Source organism: Prosthecomicrobium pneumaticum, assembly GCF_014199915.1.
Classification (GTDB): Bacteria; Pseudomonadota; Alphaproteobacteria; order Rhizobiales; family Kaistiaceae; genus Prosthecomicrobium; species Prosthecomicrobium pneumaticum.
Map to the genome: position 1 here is coordinate 58,988 of NZ_JACHOO010000005.1, position 20,974 is coordinate 79,961.

The 20,974-nt window shown below is 71.1% G+C and carries 23 protein-coding genes and 1 pseudogene; 16 read left to right on the forward strand and 8 right to left on the reverse strand.

Features of this window, described 5'->3' with window-relative positions; genetic code table 11:
- Positions 1–18 precede the first annotated feature (18 nt).
- The 5 genes and pseudogenes from xdhA to leuC all read left to right on the forward strand — a co-directional run bounded on the left by xdhA (position 19) and on the right by leuC (position 6,064).
- Positions 19–1,515, forward strand: coding sequence for a xanthine dehydrogenase small subunit (gene xdhA / locus GGQ63_RS12530; protein WP_183856336.1), 1,497 nt, complete (start codon positions 19–21; stop codon positions 1,513–1,515).
- Complete coding sequence (gene xdhB / locus GGQ63_RS12535; RefSeq protein WP_183856338.1) at positions 1,508–3,850, forward strand: xanthine dehydrogenase molybdopterin binding subunit; 2,343 nt, start codon at positions 1,508–1,510, stop codon at positions 3,848–3,850. Before xdhA ends, xdhB begins: the two co-directional genes overlap by 8 nt.
- Positions 3,851–3,954: 104 nt before the next feature.
- A pseudogene (gene rplS, locus GGQ63_RS12540) lies at positions 3,955–4,317 on the forward strand (50S ribosomal protein L19); the annotation flags it as partial.
- A 128-nt stretch (positions 4,318–4,445) separates the two neighbouring features.
- The gene (locus GGQ63_RS12545) at positions 4,446–4,583 is read left to right on the forward strand and encodes a hypothetical protein (protein WP_183856342.1); all 138 of its coding nucleotides are present in this window, start codon (positions 4,446–4,448) and stop codon (positions 4,581–4,583) included.
- 65 nt (positions 4,584–4,648) lie between these two features.
- Positions 4,649–6,064: a 3-isopropylmalate dehydratase large subunit gene (gene leuC / locus GGQ63_RS12550; protein WP_183856344.1), complete on the forward strand. Its 1,416-nt coding sequence runs from the start codon at positions 4,649–4,651 to the stop codon at positions 6,062–6,064.
- Positions 6,065–6,152: 88 nt separating this feature from the next.
- Here leuC and GGQ63_RS12555 read toward each other — a convergent pair whose 3' ends face one another.
- Positions 6,153–6,443, reverse strand: coding sequence for a hypothetical protein (locus GGQ63_RS12555; RefSeq protein ID WP_183856346.1), 291 nt, complete (start codon positions 6,441–6,443; stop codon positions 6,153–6,155).
- Between the two features lie 166 nt (positions 6,444–6,609).
- Here GGQ63_RS12555 and GGQ63_RS12560 point away from each other — a divergent pair, with 166 nt between their 5' ends.
- On the forward strand, positions 6,610–7,077 hold the full coding sequence (locus GGQ63_RS12560) for a GNAT family N-acetyltransferase (protein ID WP_183856348.1): 468 nt from the start codon (positions 6,610–6,612) through the stop codon (positions 7,075–7,077).
- A complete protein-coding gene (locus GGQ63_RS12565) occupies positions 7,074–7,508 on the forward strand; it encodes a metallopeptidase family protein (RefSeq protein WP_183856350.1) in 435 nt (144 codons plus the stop codon). Before GGQ63_RS12560 ends, GGQ63_RS12565 begins: the two co-directional genes overlap by 4 nt.
- 33 nt (positions 7,509–7,541) lie before the next feature.
- Here GGQ63_RS12565 and GGQ63_RS12570 read toward each other — a convergent pair whose 3' ends face one another.
- The 5 genes from GGQ63_RS12570 to dapF all read right to left on the reverse strand — a co-directional run bounded on the left by GGQ63_RS12570 (position 7,542) and on the right by dapF (position 11,094).
- Positions 7,542–7,961, reverse strand: a complete 420-nt coding sequence (locus GGQ63_RS12570; RefSeq protein ID WP_183856352.1) for an EVE domain-containing protein — start codon at positions 7,959–7,961, stop codon at positions 7,542–7,544.
- Positions 7,962–7,968: 7 nt separating this feature from the next.
- Entirely contained in the window at positions 7,969–8,250 is a 282-nt protein-coding gene (locus tag GGQ63_RS12575; protein ID WP_183856354.1) for a YciI family protein, read from the reverse strand.
- Positions 8,251–8,317: 67 nt separating this feature from the next.
- A complete protein-coding gene (locus GGQ63_RS12580; protein WP_183856356.1) occupies positions 8,318–8,971 on the reverse strand; it encodes a septation protein A in 654 nt (217 codons plus the stop codon).
- 19 nt (positions 8,972–8,990) lie between these two features.
- Entirely contained in the window at positions 8,991–10,202 is a 1,212-nt protein-coding gene (gene ftsY, locus GGQ63_RS12585) for a signal recognition particle-docking protein FtsY (RefSeq protein WP_425502078.1), read from the reverse strand.
- Positions 10,203–10,209: 7 nt separating this feature from the next.
- Positions 10,210–11,094 carry a diaminopimelate epimerase gene (gene dapF, locus GGQ63_RS12590; RefSeq protein WP_183856360.1) on the reverse strand — a complete coding sequence of 295 codons (885 nt, stop codon included), beginning with the start codon at positions 11,092–11,094 and terminating at the stop codon, positions 10,210–10,212.
- 156 nt (positions 11,095–11,250) lie between these two features.
- On the opposite strand from dapF, the gene GGQ63_RS12595 reads away from it, so the two are divergent.
- On the forward strand, positions 11,251–11,889 hold the full coding sequence (locus tag GGQ63_RS12595; protein ID WP_183856362.1) for a DsbA family protein: 639 nt from the start codon (positions 11,251–11,253) through the stop codon (positions 11,887–11,889).
- 1 nt (position 11,890) lies between these two features.
- Here GGQ63_RS12595 and GGQ63_RS12600 read toward each other — a convergent pair whose 3' ends face one another.
- Both GGQ63_RS12600 and GGQ63_RS12605 read right to left on the reverse strand, forming a co-directional pair.
- On the reverse strand, positions 11,891–12,316 hold the full coding sequence (locus GGQ63_RS12600; protein WP_183856364.1) for a thermonuclease family protein: 426 nt from the start codon (positions 12,314–12,316) through the stop codon (positions 11,891–11,893).
- 161 nt (positions 12,317–12,477) lie between these two features.
- Entirely contained in the window at positions 12,478–12,663 is a 186-nt protein-coding gene (locus GGQ63_RS12605) for a DUF1674 domain-containing protein (RefSeq protein WP_183856366.1), read from the reverse strand.
- A 116-nt stretch (positions 12,664–12,779) separates the two neighbouring features.
- On the opposite strand from GGQ63_RS12605, the gene htpX reads away from it, so the two are divergent.
- From htpX to rpmA, 8 genes are all read left to right on the forward strand, one after another.
- Positions 12,780–13,748, forward strand: a complete 969-nt coding sequence (htpX, locus tag GGQ63_RS12610; protein WP_183856368.1) for a zinc metalloprotease HtpX — start codon at positions 12,780–12,782, stop codon at positions 13,746–13,748.
- A complete protein-coding gene (locus GGQ63_RS12615; protein ID WP_183856370.1) occupies positions 13,745–15,097 on the forward strand; it encodes an RsmB/NOP family class I SAM-dependent RNA methyltransferase in 1,353 nt (450 codons plus the stop codon). Before htpX ends, GGQ63_RS12615 begins: the two co-directional genes overlap by 4 nt.
- A 98-nt stretch (positions 15,098–15,195) precedes the next feature.
- Positions 15,196–16,944 (forward strand): heparinase II/III family protein, encoded by a 1,749-nt coding sequence (locus GGQ63_RS12620; protein ID WP_183856372.1) that lies wholly within the window; start codon positions 15,196–15,198, stop codon positions 16,942–16,944.
- 427 nt (positions 16,945–17,371) lie between these two features.
- A complete protein-coding gene (locus GGQ63_RS12625) occupies positions 17,372–17,710 on the forward strand; it encodes a YciI family protein (protein ID WP_183856374.1) in 339 nt (112 codons plus the stop codon).
- A gap of 120 nt (positions 17,711–17,830) precedes the next feature.
- Positions 17,831–19,447 carry a bifunctional phosphoribosylaminoimidazolecarboxamide formyltransferase/IMP cyclohydrolase gene (purH, locus tag GGQ63_RS12630; protein WP_183856376.1) on the forward strand — a complete coding sequence of 539 codons (1,617 nt, stop codon included), beginning with the start codon at positions 17,831–17,833 and terminating at the stop codon, positions 19,445–19,447.
- Between the two features lie 59 nt (positions 19,448–19,506).
- Positions 19,507–20,112: a 3-isopropylmalate dehydratase small subunit gene (leuD, locus tag GGQ63_RS12635; protein WP_183856378.1), complete on the forward strand. Its 606-nt coding sequence runs from the start codon at positions 19,507–19,509 to the stop codon at positions 20,110–20,112.
- Positions 20,113–20,299: 187 nt separating this feature from the next.
- Entirely contained in the window at positions 20,300–20,617 is a 318-nt protein-coding gene (gene rplU / locus GGQ63_RS12640) for a 50S ribosomal protein L21 (protein ID WP_183856380.1), read from the forward strand.
- Between the two features lie 25 nt (positions 20,618–20,642).
- On the forward strand, positions 20,643–20,912 hold the full coding sequence (gene rpmA / locus GGQ63_RS12645; RefSeq protein ID WP_183856382.1) for a 50S ribosomal protein L27: 270 nt from the start codon (positions 20,643–20,645) through the stop codon (positions 20,910–20,912).
- Positions 20,913–20,974 lie beyond the last annotated feature (62 nt).

Here is a 20,974-nt window from a genome sequence, read left to right on the forward strand (position 1 = left end):
CTCCTTCCGGGCCGCACGATGGATGTCCGCTCCGCCATCCGCTTCTATCTGAACGGTGATCTCGTCACGCTCGCCGGCTTCCCGCCGCACCGGACCGTGCTCGATTTCCTGCGGCTCGACCGCCGCCTGACCGGTACCAAGGAGGGCTGCGCGGAAGGCGATTGCGGCGCCTGCACCGTGCTCGTCGGCCGGCTCGACGCCGGCGGCACGCTCCGCTACCGGCCGATCAATGCCTGCATCGGCCTGCTCGCCGCACTCGACGGCGCCCATCTCGTCACGATCGAACATCTCGCCGGCGCCTCCGGCGGCCTCAACCCCGTGCAGCGCGCCATGGTCGCCGAGCACGGCTCGCAATGCGGCTTCTGCACGCCCGGCATCGTCATGGCGCTCGAGGCGCACTGGCTCGGGGACGGCCCGACCGACGACGGCGCGGTCGATCGCGCGCTGCAGGGCAATCTCTGCCGCTGCACCGGCTATGCCTCGATCGTGCGGGCGGCGCGGGCGGTCGAGAGCCATGGCGCGCGGCAGGCCGATCCCGTCGAGGCGGGCACCGCGGCCATGGCGGAGAAACTCGCCGCGCTCGCCGATCATGCCCGCGTCGTGATCGCGGCGGACGGCGCCCGCGCCGTGATCCCGGCGGACGCCGACGACCTCGCCGCCCTGCTCCTCGAATCGCCCGATGCGATGCTCGTCGCCGGGGCGACGGATGTCGGCCTCTCGCTCACCAAGGCGCTCGCCACCCTGCCCGACCTTCTGCTGGTCGGCGGGCTGCCCGGCCTGTGTGACGCCACGGTCGACGATGGCGCTGTGAGGCTCGGCGCGGGGATGACCTATGAGGCGGCGCGGCCGGTGCTCGCCGCGCATTTCCCCACGCTCGGCGCCCTGCTCGACCGGATCGGCGGGCCGCAGGTGCGCCATGCCGGCACGATCGGCGGCAATATCGGCAATGGCTCGCCGATCGGTGACATGCCACCGACGCTGATCGCCCTCGGCACGACGATCGTGCTGAGACGGGGCGACGCGCGCCGCACCCTGCCGCTCGACGCGTTCTTCCTCGACTATCGCCGCCAGGACCGCCGTCCGGGCGAGTTCATCGAATCGATCGCCATTCCACATCTGGAGCCCGACGCGCGCTTCGCCGCCTACAAGGTGACGAAGCGGCGCGACGAGGACATCTCCGCCGTCATGGCGGCCTTCCGCCTGCGCCTCGACGGCGAGCGGATCGTCGCGGCGAGGATCGCCTATGGCGGCATGGCGGCGATCCCGAAGCGGGCGCGCGCCGTCGAGGCGGCGCTGATCGGCCGGCCTTTTGTGCGCGACACGATCGAGGCGGCGATGGCGCGTTATGACGAGGACTTCCGGCCGCTCGACGATTGGCGCGCCTCGGCCGGCTACCGCATGACCGTCGCTCGCAACCTCCTCCTGCGCTTCTGGCTGGAATCGACCGGCGCACCGGCCCGTCTCTCCGATGCCCACCACGGCCGGGTGCCGATGGCCGAGGTGACCGATGGCTGACGGCTCGACCAACCCGCTCGCGGCGGAGGCGCGCGCCGTTGCGCACGAATCGGCGCACAAGCACGTCGCCGGCACGGCGGAGTTCATCGACGACATGCCCGAGCCGGCGGGCACGCTGCACGCCGCCTTCGGGTTGTCGGCCATCGCCTCCGGCACGATCACCGCGCTCGATCTGTCGGCGGTCGCCGCGGCGCCGGGCGTCGTGGGCATCGTGACCGCCGCCGACATTCCCGGCCGGAACGACATGAGCGCCAGCGGTTCGGGCGACGATCCGCTGCTCTCGACCGGCGAGATCCGCTATTGCGGCCAGCCGGTCTTCGCGGTGCTCGCGACCGATCGCGATGCCGCCCGCCGGGCGGCGCGGTGCGCCCGAATCACCTATGACGAGACGCTGCCGGTGGTCGACGTGGCGGCCGCCCGCGCCGCCGGCCGCGGGCCGAGCTTCCCGCCGCTCACGCTTGCCCGCGGCAGTGTCGAGGACGGTCTCGCCGCCGCGCCGCTGACGATCGCCGGCCGGATCGCGATCGGCGGGCAGGAGCATTTCTATCTCGAGGGCCAGGTGGCGCTCGCCGTGCCGGGCGAGGATGGCGAGGTGTTGCTCTACTCCGCCACCCAGCATCCGAGCGAGGTGCAGGAGGCGGTGGCGCATATTCTCGGCGTCGCCGCCCATGCCGTGCGCGTCCATGTCCGGCGCATGGGCGGCGGCTTCGGCGGCAAGGAGACCCAGCCGACCATCTTCGCCGCGCTCGCCGCCGTCGCGGCGCGGAAATTCCGCCGGCCGGTGAAGATCCGGCCCGACCGCGACGACGACATGACGATCACCGGCAAGCGGCACGATTTCGTCGTCGATTACGCGCTCGGCTTCCATGAGGACGGCCGGATCGAGGCGGTGGACGCCGTCTTTGCGGCACGCTGCGGTCATTCCGAGGATCTGTCGCGTGGCGTCACCGACCGGGCGCTGATGCATGCCGACAACGCCTATTTCTATCCGCATGTGCGTCTGCGCACCGAGCCGCTGCGCACCGACACGGTGTCGAACACCGCGTTTCGTGGCTATGGCGGACCGCAGGGCGTCGTCGCCGCGGAGCGCATGATCGAGGAGATCGCCTATGCGCTCGGCCGCGATCCGCTCGATATCCGGAAAGCGAATTTCTATGCCGCGCCCGACCGCAATGAGACGCCCTACCACCAGGACGTGCACGACAACATCATGCTGCGGATCGTCGAGGAGCTGGAGGCCTCCTCGCACTATCGCGCCCGCCGCGCGGCGATCCTCGCGGAGAACGCCCGCTCGCCGGTGGTGAAGCGCGGCATCGGCCTCGTCCCCGTCAAATACGGCATCAGCTTCTCGAAGAAGGCGATGAACCAGGGCGGCGCCCTCCTCGCCGTCTATCGCGACGGCTCGGTCCATCTGAACCATGGCGGTACCGAGATGGGCCAGGGTCTCAACACCAAGGTGGCGCAGGTGGTGGCCGACGAGCTCGGCATCGCGCTCGCCCGCATCCGCCTGACGGCGACCGCCACCGACAAGGTGCCGAACGCCTCGCCGACCGCCGGATCGGTCGGCGCCGACCTCAACGCCATGGCCGCGCAGGACGCCGCGCGCACGCTGAAGGCCCGGCTGGCCGCCTTCGCCGCGGAGCGGGCCGGCGTCGCCGAAGACGCCGTCGTCTTCGAGCACGAGGCGGTCCGCATCGGCGCAGAGCGGATCGGCTGGGCCGAGCTGGTGGGCGAGGCCTATATGGCGCGCGTGCCGCTCTCGGCGACCGGCTTCTACCGCACACCCGGCCTCTCCTGGGACCGCAAGGCGGGGCGCGGCAGCCCCTATTTCTACTTCACCTATGGCGCGGCCTGCGCCGAAGTGGCGGTCGACACCCTCACGGGGGAATATGCCGTCGAGCGGGTCGACGTGCTGCAGGATGTCGGCCGCTCGCTCAATCCGGCGATCGACCGCGGCCAGATCGAGGGCGGCTTCATCCAGGGCATGGGCTGGCTCACCACCGAGGAGCTGTGGTGGGACGGCAAGGGACGGCTGCGCACCCACGCGCCGTCGACCTACAAGATCCCGCTCGCCTCCGACCGCCCCCGCGTCTTCGAGGTCCGGCTCGCCGCATGGTCTGAGAACATGGCCCCCACCGTGGGACGTTCGAAGGCGGTCGGCGAGCCGCCGGTCATGCTGGCGGTATCGGTGCTCGAGGCGCTCGGCATGGCGGTGGCGAGCACCGCCGACTACCGCCTCCCGCCCCGCCTCGACCCGCCGGCGACGCCCGAGCGCGTGCTCGCCGCGATCGAACGGCTGCGGCGGGATGTGGACTTTGCCGGCGTTCTCCTGTAAAGGGCCGCATCCCGCGGCACAGGCCGACGGGCCTCAACTGAAAACAGCGCGCCGAAACGCTTGTGCCGTCCTCGAAGGCGGCATGCCGGCAGGAGTGGATCACGATGAACATCATTCAAGAGCTCGAGAAGGAGCAGGCCGAAGCGATCGCCGCGCTCCGCGCCGTCCCCGCATTCGCCCCCGGCGACACGCTGCGCGTCAACGTGAAGGTCGTCGAAGGCACCCGCAGCCGCGTCCAGGCCTATGAGGGCGTCTGCATCGCCCGCTCCGGCGGCGGCCTCTCCGAGAGCTTCACCGTCCGCAAGATCTCCTATGGCGAGGGTGTCGAGCGCGTCTTCCCGGTCTATTCGCCGCTGATCGACTCGATCGAGGTGGTGCGCCGCGGCAAGGTGCGCCGCGCCAAGCTCTATTATCTGCGCGACCGCCGCGGCAAGTCGGCCCGCATCGCCGAGAAGCAGGACAAGCGCCCGAACTGAGCGGGCTCCGCTTCTTCTTCCGAAGGCGCGGCCCGGCCGCGCCTTTTTCTTTTTCGCTGCTGCGGCGCAATATGGCGCGCCGTTGTTTCGCCCGTCCGGCGCTGCTATTTAGAGCCGTTATGAACGAGGCCTTCGCCCCCGCCGGAACCGATCAGCCCGCCGCGCACCGCGCGGTACTGGACGATCACGCCCGGCTGCCCTGGCGCTTCTTCGCCCGGCTGATGGCCACCGAGGACCGGGGTCCGGATCGACTTTGACGGGGCCGCAGCGCCCCGGCCGATCTCCACCCATCCGCCTTCATCCGATCCGAGGAACCGACGCCATGTCCGCGTCCGCCCAGCCGAAAACCCTCTACGACAAGATCTTCGACGACCACATCGTCGAGCGCACGCCGGACGGCAACGTCCTGCTCTATATCGACCGCCATCTGGTGCACGAGGTGACGAGCCCGCAGGCCTTCGAGGGCCTGCGCGTTGCCGGCCGCAAGGTGCGCGCGCCGCAGAAGACGCTCGCCGTCGTCGACCACAACGTGCCGACCACCGACCGTTCGCACGGCATCGCCAATCCGGAGAGCGCGCTGCAGGTCGCGACGCTCGCCGAGAACGCCGCCGAGTTCGGCGTCGAATACTACTCCGAACTGGACCACCGCCAGGGCATCGTCCACATCGTCGGGCCGGAGCAGGGCTTCACCCTGCCGGGCATGACGATCGTCTGCGGCGACAGCCACACCTCGACGCATGGCGCCTTCGGCGCGCTCGCCCACGGGATCGGCACCTCGGAGGTGGAGCACGTGCTCGCCACCCAGACGCTGATCCAGAAGAAGGCGAAGAACATGCGGATCACCGTCGATGGCGTCGCGCCGGCCGGGGTGACCGCGAAGGACATCATCCTCGCCATCATCGGCGAGATCGGCACGGCGGGCGGCACCGGCCATGTGATGGAATATGCCGGCGAGGCGATCCGCGCCCTTTCGATGGAAGGGCGGATGACGGTCTGCAACATGTCGATCGAGGGCGGCGCCCGCGCCGGCCTGATCGCGCCGGACGAGAAGACCTTCGACTATATCCGCGGCCGGCCGAAGGCGCCGAAGGGCGCGGCCTTCGAGCAGGCGCTCGCCTACTGGCAGACGCTCTATTCGGACGAGGGCGCGCATTTCGACAAGGAGATCCGGCTCGACGCCGCGGCCCTGCCGCCGATCGTCACCTGGGGCTCCTCGCCCGAGGATGTCGTCGCGGTGACCGGCGTCGTGCCGAACCCGGACGACATCGCCGACGAGACCAAGCGCGTCTCGAAGTGGCGGGCGCTCGACTATATGGGCCTGAAGCCGGGCACGAAGATGACCGACATCGCGGTCGAGCGCGTCTTCATCGGCTCCTGCACCAATGGCCGGATCGAGGATCTGCGCGCCGCCGCGGCGATGATCGGCGACAAGCGGGTCCGCGAGGGCGTCAACGCCATGGTCGTGCCGGGCTCCGGCCTCGTCAAGGAGCAGGCCGAGGCCGAGGGTCTCGACAAGATCTTCAAGGCGGCCGGCTTCGACTGGCGCGAGCCGGGCTGCTCGATGTGCCTCGCCATGAACGAGGACCGGCTGCGCCCGCAGGAGCGCTGCGCCTCGACCTCGAACCGCAATTTCGAGGGGCGCCAGGGCTTCAAGGGCCGCACCCATCTCGTCTCGCCGCAGATGGCGGCGGCCGCGGCGATCGCCGGCCATTTCGTCGATATCCGCGACTGGCGCTGACCGCCCGTCCGGCAGAGGCCGAATCGAAGAGCCCCGCGCGATCCTCGCGCGGGGCTCTCTTCATTGGGACGCGCCGGTCCTGCGGCGCTCACCAGCGGCGGAAGCAGCGGTCGCCGATATAGACCCGCTCGGTGCGCCAGCCGTGCCGGGTGCGGATGGTGCGGTATTCGAAGACCGGCTCGCAGACCCGGCCGCGCCAGCCCGGCCCGCCGGCAAAGCCGAAGCCGGGCCCGCCCCAGCCGGGGCCGTAATGGCCGTGACCGTGGCCGTGGCCGTGGCCGTGGCCATGGCCGTGATGCGGGGCGGCCGAGGCGGCGGAGGCGCCGGCGCCGAGCGCGACGACGAGGGTGGCGAGGGCGAGAGCGGTCTTCCTGATCATGACCTTGTTCCTTCCGGGTTCTGGTTCTGGCCGGTTGCGTCGCCGGCCTTGATGCGACATCTCTAGGACGCCGCCGCTGAACCGCCCCTGAGCGGCCGGTTCAGAATGCGTTCAGCCCAAGAATCCGCACGGAAGCGGTCCGGAAGCGGAGGAGGAAGCCCGAACCATGACGACGATCGCGATCGAGAAGCTGGCGCTCGCCGACGCCCGCGAGCTCGCCCCGCTCATCGCCGCCTATGTCCAGGACATGAAGCGCGGCGCGCCGCGGCGGCCCGACGAGTACTATGCCGAGATGCTCCTGACCGACCGGGCGGCCGAGCTGCTCGGCGCGCGGATCGAGGGCCGGCTGGTCGGCTTCGCCGTGTTCTACGACCTGCCCGACGCGATGACCGGCATGCGGCTCGGCCAGCTCGACCACATCTTCGTCATCCATGAGGAGCGCAATCGCGGCATCGCCCGCGGCCTGATCGACGCGCTGAAGCAGGAGGGTCGCCGCCGCGGCTGGCTGTCGCTGCGCTGGACCGTGCCGGCGAAGACGCCCTCGCCGCCCCGCCTCGTCGAGGCGCTCGCGGTGCCCGCCCCCTCGAAGAGCTTCCTGATCGAGATCGAGCGCGCCCCGACGGTGCAGGGATGAGGACCGGTGACGCCCCCCTCGCAGCGCTCGCCGCGCTCGAGGCGCCTTCGCTCGAGGATTTCGAGCGGCTCGGCGAGATCGCCTATGCCGCTCTGCCCGACGAATTCCGCAGCCGCATCGCGGAGATCGAGATCCGCGTCGCCGACTTCCCCGACGAGGACGCGCTCGATTCGCTCGGGCTCGAGAGCGAGTTCGACCTGCTCGGCCTCTTCGTCGGCATAGGCCTCGCCCATGCCGAGGCGGTGCCGCGCACGGGCGGCACGCCGAACCGCATCTGGCTCTATCGCCGGCCGATCCTCGACTATTGGGCCGAGCACGAGGAGACGCTCGGCGCGATCGTCACCCATGTCCTGATCCACGAGATCGGCCACCATTTCGGCCTGTCGGACGAGGACATGGAGGCGATCGAGGCCGCAGCGGGAGAGGAATAGGCGGTCCCGCGGGGAGGCCGCCCGCGGGCGCCGCTACGGCGCGACACCCGCCATTTCGCAGACCACGGCCCATTCCGCATCCGTGACCGGCTGCACGGAGAGACGGGAATTGCCGGTCAGCGCCATGCCGGCGAGACGCGGCTCGGCCTTCGCCGCGGCGAGCGTCACCGGCCTTTCGACCGGCATCACCGCCTTCAGGTCGACGCACTCCCACTGGCCGGTCGTATCGGTCGAATCGGGATGGGCCGCTGCGATCACCTCGACGATGCCGACGACGGCCTTGCCCTCGTTCGAATGGTAGAAGAAGCCGCGCTCGCCGACCTTCATGGCGCGCATGTTGTTGCGCGCCTGATAGTTGCGGACGCCGTCCCATTCCTGCCCGGCCTCGCCCTTGCCGACGAGATCGTCGAAGGAGAAGGAATCGGGCTCCGATTTGAACAGCCAGTGGGCCATCGCGTCCTCAGGCCGGCTTGCCGATGCCCCAGCGCCAGGGGCGCACGGTGACGGAGGAGAAGAGGCCCGCCTTCGTGAACGGGTCCTCGTCGACGATCTTCTGCGCCTCCGCGAGGCTGTCCGCCTCGATGACGTAGAGCGTGCCGACCATGGTCTCGCCATCCTCGGCGAGGAAGGGGCCGGCGATGCGGATCGGCACGGTCTTCAGATAGTCGAGATGGACCGGGCGGACTTCGGTGCGCAGCGACAGGCCGTTCGGCTTGTCTTCGCAAAGGGCGACGAAATGCATGGAGCGTTTCCCGTTTCTTGGAGGCCGCGGGAGGGTAGAGCCGTCGCCGCCGGCCGTAAAGCGCCGCTCAGCGGCTTTCGGGCTCGTCCGGCTCCGGCAGCGTCGTCCGGTTGACGAGCGGCATCTGCGCCAGCGCGAAGACGAAGGTGAGCGGCATGATGCCCCAGACCTTGAAGGTCACCCAGGCATCGGTCGACATCGTCCGCCAGATCACCTCGTTGAGCGCGGCGAGCACGAAGAAGAAGATCGCCCAGCGCAGCGTCAGGATGCGCCAGCCCTCGTCCGACAGACGGAACACCGAATCGAACACATAGCCGAGCAGCGAGCGCCCGAAGGCGAGGCCGCCGAGCAGGATGCCGCCGAACAGCACGTTGGTGATGGTCGGCTTCACCTTGATGAAGGTTTCGTCGTGCAGCCAGAGCGTCAGCCCGCCGAACACGACGACGACGATCGCGGTGACGAGCGGCATCACCGGCAGACGCCTCGTGAGGGCGAGCGAGACGACGAGCGCGACGAGGGTGGCGACGATGAAGGCGGCGGTGGCGAGGAAGATCGGCCCGCCGACCGCGCCGAGCGCCGGAAGGCGCTCGGCGAGGGCCGCGCCGCGGGCATTCATGAAGAAGAACACGCCGAGCGGGCCGAGCTCGAGGGCGAGCTTGAGGAAGGGATTGATCTCGCGCTTCTTCGGATCGTTCGGCGCGCGTTCGAACTCGACGGTCATCGCGACCTCGCCTTCCTCGTCATGACGTGAGACCGGCGATCGCCCGCGCGAAATCCGCCGCCTCGAAGGGCTCCAGATCGTCGACGCCCTCGCCGACGCCGATGAAATGCACCGGCAGGCCGAATTTCGCGGCGATCGCGACGAGGATGCCGCCCTTCGCCGTGCCGTCGAGCTTGGTCATCACGAGGCCGGTGACGCCGGCGACGCGGCCGAAGATCTCGACCTGGTTCATGGCGTTCTGGCCGGTCGTCGCGTCGAGCGTCAGGAGCACGCTGTGCGGCGCCGTCTCGTCCTGCTTGCGGATGACGCGGATGACCTTTTCGAGCTCGGCCATCAGCTCGGCGCGGTTCTGCAGCCGGCCGGCCGTGTCGATCAGGAGCACGTCGGTTCCCTGCTCCCGCGCCGAGCGGAGCGCGTCGAAGGCGAGGCCGGCGGCATCCGCCCCGGTCTCGCGTGCCACGACCGTGGCGCCGGTGCGCTCGCCCCAGATCTTCAGCTGCTCGATCGCCGCGGCGCGGAAGGTGTCGCCGGCGGCGAGCATCACCGAGCGGCCCTCGGCGCGGAATTTCTGCGCCAGCTTGCCGATCGTCGTCGTCTTGCCGGTGCCGTTGACGCCGACGACGAGCACGACATGCGGCTTGCGCCCCGGATCGACCATGAGCGGCAGGGCGACCGGCGCGAGCACCTTCGTCACCTCCTCGGCGAGGATGCGCTTGACGTCCTCGGCGGCGATCTCCTTGTCGAACCGGCCCTTGGCGAGCGCGGCCGAGATCTGGCCGGCGGTGGCGACGCCGAGATCGGCCTGGATCAGCACGTCCTCGAACTCTTCGAGCGTCGCGGCATCGAGCTTGCGCTTCGTAAAGACCGAGACGATGCCCTCGCCGATCGCGCCCGAGGAGCGCGCGAGGCCGGCCTTCAGCCGCTGGAACCAGGAGGGGCGCGCAGCGGGTGGCTCCGGCGCCAAGGGTGCCGGCGGCGCGGCCGCAGCGGGCGCGGGCTCGGAACGCGGCGGATCGGAGCGCGGCGGCTCCGGCTCGCGGCCGCCGCCGAACAGCCGGCCGAACAGGCCCTTCTTCTCCTCCGCCATCAGCCGGTCTCCGCCATCGGACGGCCGCCCGTCCGCGCGCCCGCGAGCGGGCCGGAAAGCGTGGAGCGGGCGTGGCCGCGGGGGACGGGAAGGAGAGCGAGGGTCATGGCGGCTATATGGCCGATCCCAAGGGCGAAGGCGAATCCACGGCTCACACCGCCTGCACGGCCGGCAGGAGCCCGACCATGATCGAGACGCCGCCGTCGAGACCGACCGTGCCGCGATGCTCGAAGGCGGCCGGCCCGGACATCAGGACGTTCCCGTCCTCGCGCCACAGAATATCGAGCGTGCCGCCCGGCAGCCGCACGGCGACCCGCCGGCCGGTGCGCCCGGTGCGCGCGGCGAGCACCGCGATGGCGCAGGCCGCCGAGCCGCAGGCGAGCGTCAGCCCGGCGCCGCGCTCCCAGACCTTCGCGGTCACCGCATCCGGTCCGGTCACCCGGACGAGCGAGATGTTGGCGCGCTGCGGAAAGAGCGGATGATGTTCGAGGATCGGCCCGATGCGGCCGAGATCATAGGCCTCGACATCGTCGACGAAGAACACGGCGTGCGGATTGCCCATGCTCGCCACGGCGGGCGCGCTGAGCAGAGGCGCATCGACCGGGCCGAAGGCGAGATCGAGCGCGTCGGTATCGGCGACCGGATGGGCGAGCGGGATGTCCGCCCAGCCGAACCGCGGCGGTCCCATGTCGACGGTGATCGTGCCGTCGGCGGCGAATGTGGTGTCGAGGAGGCCGGCCTCGGTCTCGAGCCGCAGCGCGGCGCGCGGGGCGTCGGCGGTCAGATAGAGCGCGACGCAGCGCGTACCGTTGCCGCAGGCGGCGCTCATCGAGCCGTCCGTGTTGTAGATGGCGAGAAAGGCGTCGGTGCCGGCGGTCCGCGGGTCGCCGATCACCATCAGCTGGTCGAATTCGGTCGCCCGATCGGCGGCGAGCGTGCGGGCGAGACCGGCGTCGACGGTCGCGTCCGTGCCGCGCGTGTCGAGCACGGTGATGCGGTTGCCGATGCCGTTCATCTTGGCGAAGGGAAGCTTCATCGCGCGCCGTCCGGTGTTTCCCGCTATATGGCGGATCGCCGGCCGAAACGCCACCGGCGAAGCGGCCCGATCGCGGCGGCGTGGGGCGGTCACCTCCATGTGCCTTCTTGCGATGCCGGCCCCCGATCCCCATCCTCCCCAAAAGAGGAGAAGCCCGTGACCCCCCTCCGTATCGACCTCGTCACCGACATCGTCTGTCCCTGGTGCTTCATCGGGACGCGGCGCCTCGACGATCTGGTCGGCCGGCTCGGCGAGCCGGTCGAGATCGTGCACCACCCCTTCCTGCTCGATCCGTCCATCCCGCCCGAGGGGATGGATCTGCGCGAGCGGCTGCGGACGAAATACGGCGCCGACCCGGAGGCGATGTTCGCCCGCGTCGAGGCGGCGGCGCACGAAGCCGGCATCCCGCTCGATTTCGCGAAGGTGCGACGCACGCCGGCGACCGAGAAGGCGCACGCCCTCGTCGCCGCGGCCGCCGCCTGGGGGGCGCAGCAGCCGCTCGCGCTCGCCCTCTTCGAGGCCTACTTCCTCGAGGGCGCCGACATCGGCAACACACGCACGCTCGTCGAGATCGCCGCGCCCTTCGGCCTGTCGGACGAGGAGGTGGTGGCGATCGCCGAATCACCGGAGGCGCGGAACGCGGTTCGCAAGGCCGCGGCGGAACTTTCCGCGCAGGGCATCTCGGGCGTCCCCTTCTTCGTTTTCGGCAACCGCTTCGCCCTGTCGGGCGCGCAGCCCGAGGCCGTGCTCGAAGAGGCGATGCGCCGGGCGCGGGCGGAAGAGGCGGCGGAGTAGCTCAGCCGCACCAGCCGGCGCGCCGGCCGCCGTCATAGACGCGGGCATAGCCGGCGCCGACCAGCGCGGTCGATACGTCCGTGCCGTCGGACGCGCGGACATTGGCGAGCACGCGGCCGAAATATTTGTCGCCCTCGATCTCGGTCAGCACCACCCGGCCGCCGGCGACGAGCGCGGCGAGCGCCGCGGTGGCCCGCTCCGCCGCGACGCGCTCGCCCGGGCAGCGGGCGCGCCGCTCCGGCGCGTCGACGCCGCGCAGCCGCACAAGAACCTCGATCTCCTGGCCGATCCAGATCCGCGCCCGGATCGCCAGCGTGTCGCCGTCGACGACGCGCATCACCTCACCGGCGACCGGACCGGCGAGCCGCTCCTCGGCGGCGGCCGGCAGGGCGAGACAGAGGGGAAGGACGAGGAACAGACGCCGCATGAAACCGCGATCTCGGTGAACCGACAGTGGATCAAGGATATTATTCCTAAAGGAATTTCATCCTATGTCCAGTATCGCTACGTTGTAGTCGCGGTGAAAAGCGGCGGGAATTCGGCGGAAAGCGGGAGCCCCCGACGACGCTTCGAAGCAAGGGCGCGACTTCAAAAATCCGTCGCGATGCCCTTCACCTCCCAGTCGCCGAAGCGGACCGGCTCGGGGCCGTCGCGCCCGAGCCTCTCGGGCGGCAATTGCGCGGCCGCGTCGATCGCCGCGCGGCGGGCCTCGGCCTCCGCGAGCGCGCGCCGGGCGGCGTCGGACAGGGGACGCACGGGCGTTTCGTCGGCCATGCTCTGCGATCTCCTCGGAAGGCGCGAATCCTTGCGGCTTTCCGCGCCGCTTCCCATCATATAGGGCCGAGGGGCCGGCTCATGCGAGCGCGCCCGAACGAAAGGAACCGACGAGGATGAACACCCTGCGCACGGCCATGCTGCTCGCCGCCATGACCGCGCTGTTCATGGGGGTGGGCTATCTGATCGGCGGATCGGGCGGCATGACGATCGCCTTCCTGATCGCCGCCGGCATGAACCTCTTCTCCTACTGGAACGCCGACAAGATGGTGCTCGCCATGCACCATGCGCGGGAGGTCGACCGCCGCACGGCGCCGGATTATTACGGCATCGTCGAAGAGCTGGCGCGCCGCGCCGGCCTGCCCATGCCGAAGGTCTATGTGATCGACAACCCGCAGCCGAACGCCTTCGCGACCGGGCGCAACCCGCAGAACGCCGCCGTCGCCGCGACCACCGGCCTCCTGCAGGCGCTGTCGCGCGAGGAGGTGGCGGGCGTCATGGCGCACGAACTCGCCCATGTGCAGAACCGCGACACGCTGATCATGACGATCACCGCGACGATCGCCGGCGCGATCTCGATGCTCGGCAATTTCGCCTTCTTCTTCGGCGGCAACCGCGACAACAACAATGGCGGCTTCGGCATCGTCGGCGTGCTCGTCGCGATGATCGTCGCGCCGCTCGCCGCGATGATCGTCCAGATGGCGATCAGCCGGACGCGCGAATATGCCGCCGACCGGCGCGGCGCGGAAATCTGCGGCGAGCCGCGCTGGCTCGCCTCGGCGCTCGGCAAGATCGCGCGGGGCGCCGAGCGCATTCCCAACATGGACGCCGAGCGCAGCCCGGCGACGGCGCACATGTTCATCGTCAACCCGCTTTCCGGCCAGCGCATGGACAACCTCTTCTCCACCCACCCGGCGACCGAGAACCGCATCGCCGCCCTCCTGCGCATGGACGCGGAGCGCCCGGCGGCGCCCGGCCGCGTCGACCTGCCGGGCGGCTTCGCCCGCCGCGCGTCGGCCGATCGGGCCCCGCGGACCGATGGGCCGTGGGGCGGCAGCAGCCCGCGCCGGGGACCCTGGGGTTGAGACCGCGGCCCGCGACCGCCCCGTCGCACGGTCCGGCCGGACGGCGCGCGCCGCCCGGCCTCGCCGCCCGCGCCGCCGCGACGGCCGCGCTGCGCCGGACGATCGAGGACGGCGAGCCGCCCGACACGATCATCGAGGCGGCGGACGGCCCCTTTGCCGTGCTCGAGGCGCGCGACCGGGCGCTCGCCCGGGCGATTCTCGGCACGGCGCTCCGCCGCCACGGCCAGATCCGCGATGCGCTCGCCCGCTTCATGAAGGGCCGGCCGCCGAAGCGGAGCGGCCCCCTCGCCGCCATTCTCGACATCGCCGCGGCGCAGATCCTCTTCATGGACGTGCCCGACCACGCCGCCGTCTCGCTCGCGGTGACGCAGGCCGGCGCCGACCGCGACGCGCAGCATTTCCGCCCGCTCGCCAATGCCGTGCTGCGCCGCCTCGCCGAGGCGAAGGAGGAGACCCGCGCCGGGCAGGACGAGACGGCCCTCGCCGCCCCCGCCTGGCTCGCCAAACGCTGGCGCGCCGCCTATGGCGCCGAGACCGCCGCGGCGATCGCCCGCGCCCATCTCGTCGAGCCGGCGCTCGACCTCTCGGTGAAGGCCGATCCGGAGGGCTGGGCGGCGCGGCTCGGCGGCATCGTCCTGCCGACCGGCTCGGTGCGGCTCGTCGCGCACGGGCCGATCGAGGCGCTCGACGGCTATGCCGACGGCGCCTGGTGGGTGCAGGACGCCGCCGCCGCCCTGCCCGCCAGGCTCATCGGCGCCGCCCCCGGCCAGACGGTCGCCGACCTCTGCGCCGCGCCGGGCGGCAAGACGGCGGCACTCGCGGCCGCCGGCGCACGGGTCACCGCGGTCGACGTGTCGCCCGCCCGGCTCGACCGGCTCCGCGCCAATCTCGCCCGGCTGCGGCTCGAGGCGGACGTCGTCGCCGCCGACATCGAGACCTGGCGGCCGGACCGGCTCTTCGACGCGGTGCTCCTCGATGCGCCCTGCACCGCCACCGGCACGATCCGCCGCCATCCCGATGTCGCGCTCCTCAAGCGGGCCGACGACGTCGCGGCGCTCGCCGCGCTGCAGGCGCGGCTGATCGATGCCGCCGTCGCGCTCCTCGCGCCGGGCGGGACGCTCGTCTATTGCACCTGCTCGCTCGAACCCGAGGAGGGCGAGGCGCAGGCGCGCGCCGCGCTCGGCCGCCTGCCGCTCGCGCTCGTTCCGGTCGAGCCCGGCGAGATCGGGGATCGCCCTGAATTGATCCGCGACGGCTTCCTGCGCACCCTCCCCGCGCATCTGCCGCAGGCGGACGCGCGGCTCGGCGGGCTCGACGGATTTTTCGCCGCGCGCTTCCGGCGGCTCTAGCGGTTTCAGTTTGCGCGCCCGGGCGGCTAGATTGCCGGCGGGGCGCATCCTTCCTGATTCGTTTCGCGCGGCCGGGGGCGGGCGCAAGGAGGCGGCGAATGGCACGCGGCGGGGGTTCCGCATGGAGACGGCAGAGGGGGCTCGCGCTCGCCTCGGCGCTCCGGCGCGCCCGTCTGACGCTGCATGCGAGCCCGTTCTACCGCTGGCGCTATTCCGGCCAGATGCCGGAACGCCTCCTGATCGCGCCGACCGACCTTCGCACCGCCGACCCGACCATCGCGCACGACATCTATGCCGGCCGCTTCGTCTTCGCCGGCGAGGTGATCGAGGTGTCGGGCTATTCCGTCTTCGAGATCGAGCCGCCGTCCGACGCCTGGGCGGAGCGGCTGCACGGATTCTCCTGGCTGCGGCACATGCGCGCCTCCGATCTCGCCCTCTCGCGCGAGAACGCCCGCGCCCTCGTCGACGAATGGATCCGCTTCCACCGCCTGCACGGCCCGATCGCCCATGCGCCCGAAGTGGCGGCGCGGCGCGTGCTCTCCTGGCTCGCCAACACGCCGCTGATTCTCGACGGCTGCGACCATGATTTCTACCGCCGCTTCATGCGCGCGCTCGTCCGCCAGATCCGGGCGCTCCGCCGGATCGCGCTCGATGTCGAGCCCGGCCTGCCGCGGCTCCGCGTCAAGATGGCGCTCGTCGCCGCGGCGCTGTCGCTGTCCGGCGAGGTGCGCTTCGTGCGTCAGGCGACGCGCTGGCTGGAACAGGAGCTCGACCGGCAGATCCTGCCCGATGGCGGCCATGTCGGCCGCAATCCGGCGGCCGTGCTCGAGACGCTCGTCGACCTCCTGCCGCTCCGCCAGGCCTATACCGCGCGCGGCCAGCAGCCGCCGGCGGCGCTGCTCGGCGCCGTCGACCGGATGATGCCGATGCTGCGCTTCTTCCGGCTCGGCGATGGTGGCTTCGCCCGCTTCAACGGCATGGGCGAGACCCAGCTCGGCCTGCTCGCCACCGTGCTCGCCTATGACGACGCCCGCGGCGCGCCGCTGAAGAGCGCGCCGCATTCCGGCTATCAGCGGCTCGAGGCCGGCGAGACGGTGATCCTCGTCGACACCGGCCCGCCGCCGCCGCCCGCCTATTCGCGCGAGGCGCATGCCGGCTGTCTCTCCTTCGAGATGAGCGCCGGCCGCCAGCCGCTGGTCGTCAATTGCGGCGTGCCCGGCCCGCTCGCGGTCGAGCTCCGCCGGCTCGCCCGCGCCACCGCGGCGCATTCGACCGCCGCGCTCAACGATTCCTCGTCCTGCCGCTTCGCCCGCGGCGAGGGCGGCGACCGTCCGATCCTCTCCGGCCCGACCCATGTCGAGATCGAGCGGCGCGAGGACCATGCCGGCATCGTGCTGATCGCCGCGCATGACGGCTATGTCGCGCGCTACGGCATCCGCCACGAGCGGCGGCTGATGATGTCGCCCTATGGCGACGTGATCGAGGGGCTCGACGGCTTCACGAGCCCGTCCGGCGGCACGGCCGGCAAGGGCGGCAAGGACGGCTTCGCGATCCGCTTCCACCTCCACCCGACGGTGCGGGCGAGCCGCGTCAAGGGCGGCAATGCCGTGCTGCTGGCACTGCCCGACGGCTCGGCCTGGGAATTCCAGACCACCGGCCCGGAAGCGGCGATCGAGGAGAGCATCCAGCTGTCGGACGTGCGCGGCAGCCGGCGCAGCGAGCAGATCGTCGTCTACGGCCGCGCGCTCCACCAGGCCTCGGTCCGCTGGCGCTTCCGCCGCATCGCCGGCCCCCAGCCGCGGCGGAGCGGGGGCGCGCGGGAGAACGGGGACGAGCTGCCGCTCTAATAGGCGGCGTTCCCTTTCACCAGTCTTTGCCCGGCATCGCGGTGCTCCCGACACCCAGTGGCGTGCTGTTGTCTTCCCGGGATGACGGCAGCGCGCGCAGTACCATCCGGCCTCACGATTATGGATGCCGGCACGGAGGCCGGCATGACGGGTGGAGAGGATGTGGCCGGCGGGATGGCCGCGCGCCCTTGCCACCCCGCACGACCGTCACCCCGGCCTCCGTGCCAGGGTCCATAATCGGGACGCGGGGTGGCGTGCGCGTCGCCACCCCGGAGTTCGGCTGTGCCCGCGCACGCCCCGCCGGCCGCCGAGCGAGGCCTCTTTCGAACAGCGGTCGGCACGAGTGTCGGCGCGGCCGCCGGCGACACGTCCTTCGAGGAGCGGTCGGCGGCCCGATGCGAGCCGGCCCGGCCACGGAGGGAGAAGCATGCCGCTCTATCTCGTCAGCATCCATCACCCCGACGATTACGACCCCGCCGCCGAGGATGCGGCGATGCACCGGGCGATCGACGATGTGAACGCCGACATGGTCGCCGCCGGCGTGCGGGTGTTCGTCGGCGGATTGCGGCCGGCGGCGGAGGCGACGGCGCTGCGGGCGCGGCCGGACGGCACGGTGGCGATCGACGACGGCCCCTATCTGCCGACCCGCGAGCATGTCGGCGGCTTCTGGGTGCTCGATGTCGCCGACCGCGCCGCGGCGCTCGCCTGGGGGCGGCGGGCGGTGCGGGCCTGCCGGGCGCCGGTCGAGGTGCGGCCGTTCTACTGAAGGACGGGCGCCGAGCCCCGCCCTCCGCGTGACGGGGACGCGGCCGCGACCTTCCGCGTGACCGGATCGGCCGATCGTGCTATCGGCGCGGCCGACCCCCCGCGTTCTCCCGAGGTTCCCATGGCCGTTCCGCCGTCGCTCGTCGCTTCGCCCGATCTCCAGCCGCTGAGGCGGGCGCTGATCTCGGTGTCGGATGCGACCGGGATGATCGAGCTCGGCCGGGCGCTCGTCGCGCGCGGCGTTTCGATCGCGGCGACGGGGTCGACCTGCAAGGCGCTCAACGCGGCCGGCGTGCCGGCGGAAAACGTCGCCGACATCATCGGCTTCCCCGAAATCCTCGGCGGCCGGGTGAAGACGCTGCACCCGAAGATCCATGGCGGCCTGCTCGGCATCCGCAACGATCCGGTCCATGCCGCGGAGATGGCCGAGCACGGCATCGAGGGGTTCGATCTCGTCTGCGTCAACCTCTACCCCTTCGAGGCGACGGTGGCGAAGGGCGCCGATTATGCGACCGCGGTCGAGAACATCGACATCGGCGGGCCGGCGATGATCCGCGCCGCGGCGAAGAACCACGGCTATGCCGCGGTGGTGGTCGACCCGGCCGATTACGGCCGCGTGCTCGCCGCGCTCGAGGAGCATGACGGCGCGACGCCGCTCGCGCTGCGCAAGGCGCTCGCCGCCAAGGCCTTCGCCCGCACCGCGGCCTATGACGCGGCGGTGTCGTCCTGGTTCGCCGCCGCGCTCGACGAGCCGGCGCCGGCCTGGCGCAGCTTTTCCGGCGCGCTCGCCGAGACGCTGCGCTATGGCGAGAACCCGCACCAGAAGGCCGCCTTCTATAGCGGGGGCACGCCCCGGCCGGGCGTCGCCACGGCGCGCCAGCTGCAGGGCAAGCAACTCTCCTACAACAACATCAACGACACCGACGCGGCCTTCGAGCTGGTCGCCGAGTTCGACGCCGCGACGACGCCGGCGGTGGCGATCATCAAGCACGCCAATCCCTGCGGCGTCGCGGTCGGCGACACGCTCGCCGAGGCTTATGAGAAGGCGCTCCGCTGCGACCCCGTCTCGGCCTTCGGCGGCATCGTCGCGCTCAACCGCACGCTCGACGCCGCGGCGGCGAAGCGGATCGTCGAGATCTTCACCGAGGTGATCGTCGCCCCCGACGCGACCGAGGAGGCGGCGGCGATCGTCGCGGCGAAGAAGAACCTGCGCCTGCTGGTCACCGGCGGCCTGCCCGACCCGGCGGCGCCGGGCTTGACGGTGCGCAGCGTCGCGGGGGGCCTGCTCGTCCAGGACCGCGATTTCGGCCGCACCGAGGCGGGCGACCTGAAGGTGGTGACGAAGCGGGCGCCGACCGCGGCCGAGCTCGCCGATCTCGTCTTCGCCTTCCGCGTCGCCAAGCACGTCAAGTCGAACGCCATCGTCTATGCCAAGGACGGCGCCACCGTCGGCATCGGCGCCGGCCAGATGAGCCGGGTCGATTCCTCGACCATCGCGGCGAAGAAGGCGGCCGAGGCCGCGCGCGCTCTCGGCCGGGCGGAATCCCTCGCGCTCGGCTCGGTGGTCGCCTCCGACGCCTTCTTCCCGTTCGCCGACGGCCTCGTCGCGGCGGCGGAAGCCGGCGCCACCGCGGTGATCCAGCCGGGCGGGTCGGTGCGCGACGAGGAGGTGATCGCCGCGGCGGACGCCGCCGGCCTTGCCATGGTGTTCACCGGAATGCGGCACTTCCGGCATTGATTCCGCCGGGAAATCGGCGCATTGGTCCGGTCCCCGCTCGGATTTTGGGAGACAAGGCGATGGAGAAGTTCACCACGCTCGACGGTGTCGCGGCGCCGCTGCCGATCATCAACATCGACACCGACATGATCATCCCGAAGGATTACCTGAAGACGATCAAGCGGACCGGGCTCGGCAAGGGCCTCTTCGCCGAGATGCGCTATCGCGAGGACGGCTCGGAGAACCCCGATTTCGTGCTCAACAAGCCGGCCTATCGCAGCGCGACCATTCTCGTCGCCGGCGACAATTTCGGCTGCGGCTCGTCGCGCGAGCACGCGCCCTGGGCGCTCGCCGATTACGGCATACGCTGCGTCATCTCGACGAGCTTCGCCGACATCTTCTACAACAACTGCTTCAACAACGGCATCCTGCCGGCGATCGTCTCGCCCGAGGATCTCGACAAGCTGCTCGACGATGCGGGCCGCGGCTCGAACGCCCGGCTCGAGGTCGATCTCGAGGCGCAGGTGATCCGCGGGCCGGACGGCGGCTCGGTGCCGTTCCAGATCGACCCGGCGCGGAAGGAGAAGCTCCTCTCCGGCCTCGACGACATCGGCATCACCATGGTCAAGGACACCCAGATCGCGGCCTATGAGAGCCGCGCGGCGGCCGCGCGCCCCTGGGCCTGACCGGCGATCCCGCTTCCCCTTCCCTCGAGACGGCCGCTTCGGCGGCCGTTTTGCTTGACAGGGGTCGCCGCGCGCCTATAACTGCCGCCGATCGTGGCGCGGTCCATGGCCGGCGCCATTTTCATTTCCGGAACCCTGACTGAAGAAGCCGATCCTTCGAGATCGGGCTGAACAACTGGATCGAACAATGTTCGCAGTCATCAAGTCCGGCGGCAAGCAGTACCGTGTCGCTCAGGACCAAGTCATCGAAGTCGAAAAGCTCGCCGGCGAGGCGGGTGACGCCGTCACCTTCGGCGAAGTTCTGCTGATCGGCGGCGACGCCGGCACCACCTTCGGCGCCCCGGCGATCGCCGGCGCCTCGGTCGCCGGCACGATCGTCGAGCAGGGGCGCGACGGGAAGATTCTCGTCTTCAAGAAGCGCCGCCGCCAGAACTCCAAGCGCAGCCGCGGTCACCGGCAGCATTATACCGCCGTGAAGATCACCGAGATCGTCGCGGGCGCCTGACCGGACCGGCTGAAGGAGAAACGAAATGGCACACAAAAAAGCAGGCGGCTCCTCGCGCAACGGCCGTGATTCGGCCGGCCGACGCCTCGGCGTGAAGAAGTTCGGCGGCGAGCGCGTCGTCTCGGGCAACATCATCGTCCGCCAGCGCGGCACGAAATGGCACCCCGGTACGGGCGTCGGCCTCGGCGTCGACCATACGATCTTCGCCACGACGGAAGGCGTCGTGGAGTTCCGGCAGAAGGCCAATGGCCGCACCTACGTATCCGTCGCACCGCACGCGGCGGCAGCTGAGTAACCCGGCGTGACGAACACTCTCGCCGGCGTCACATCGACCCGGCGGGACCCGTAAAGGTCAAA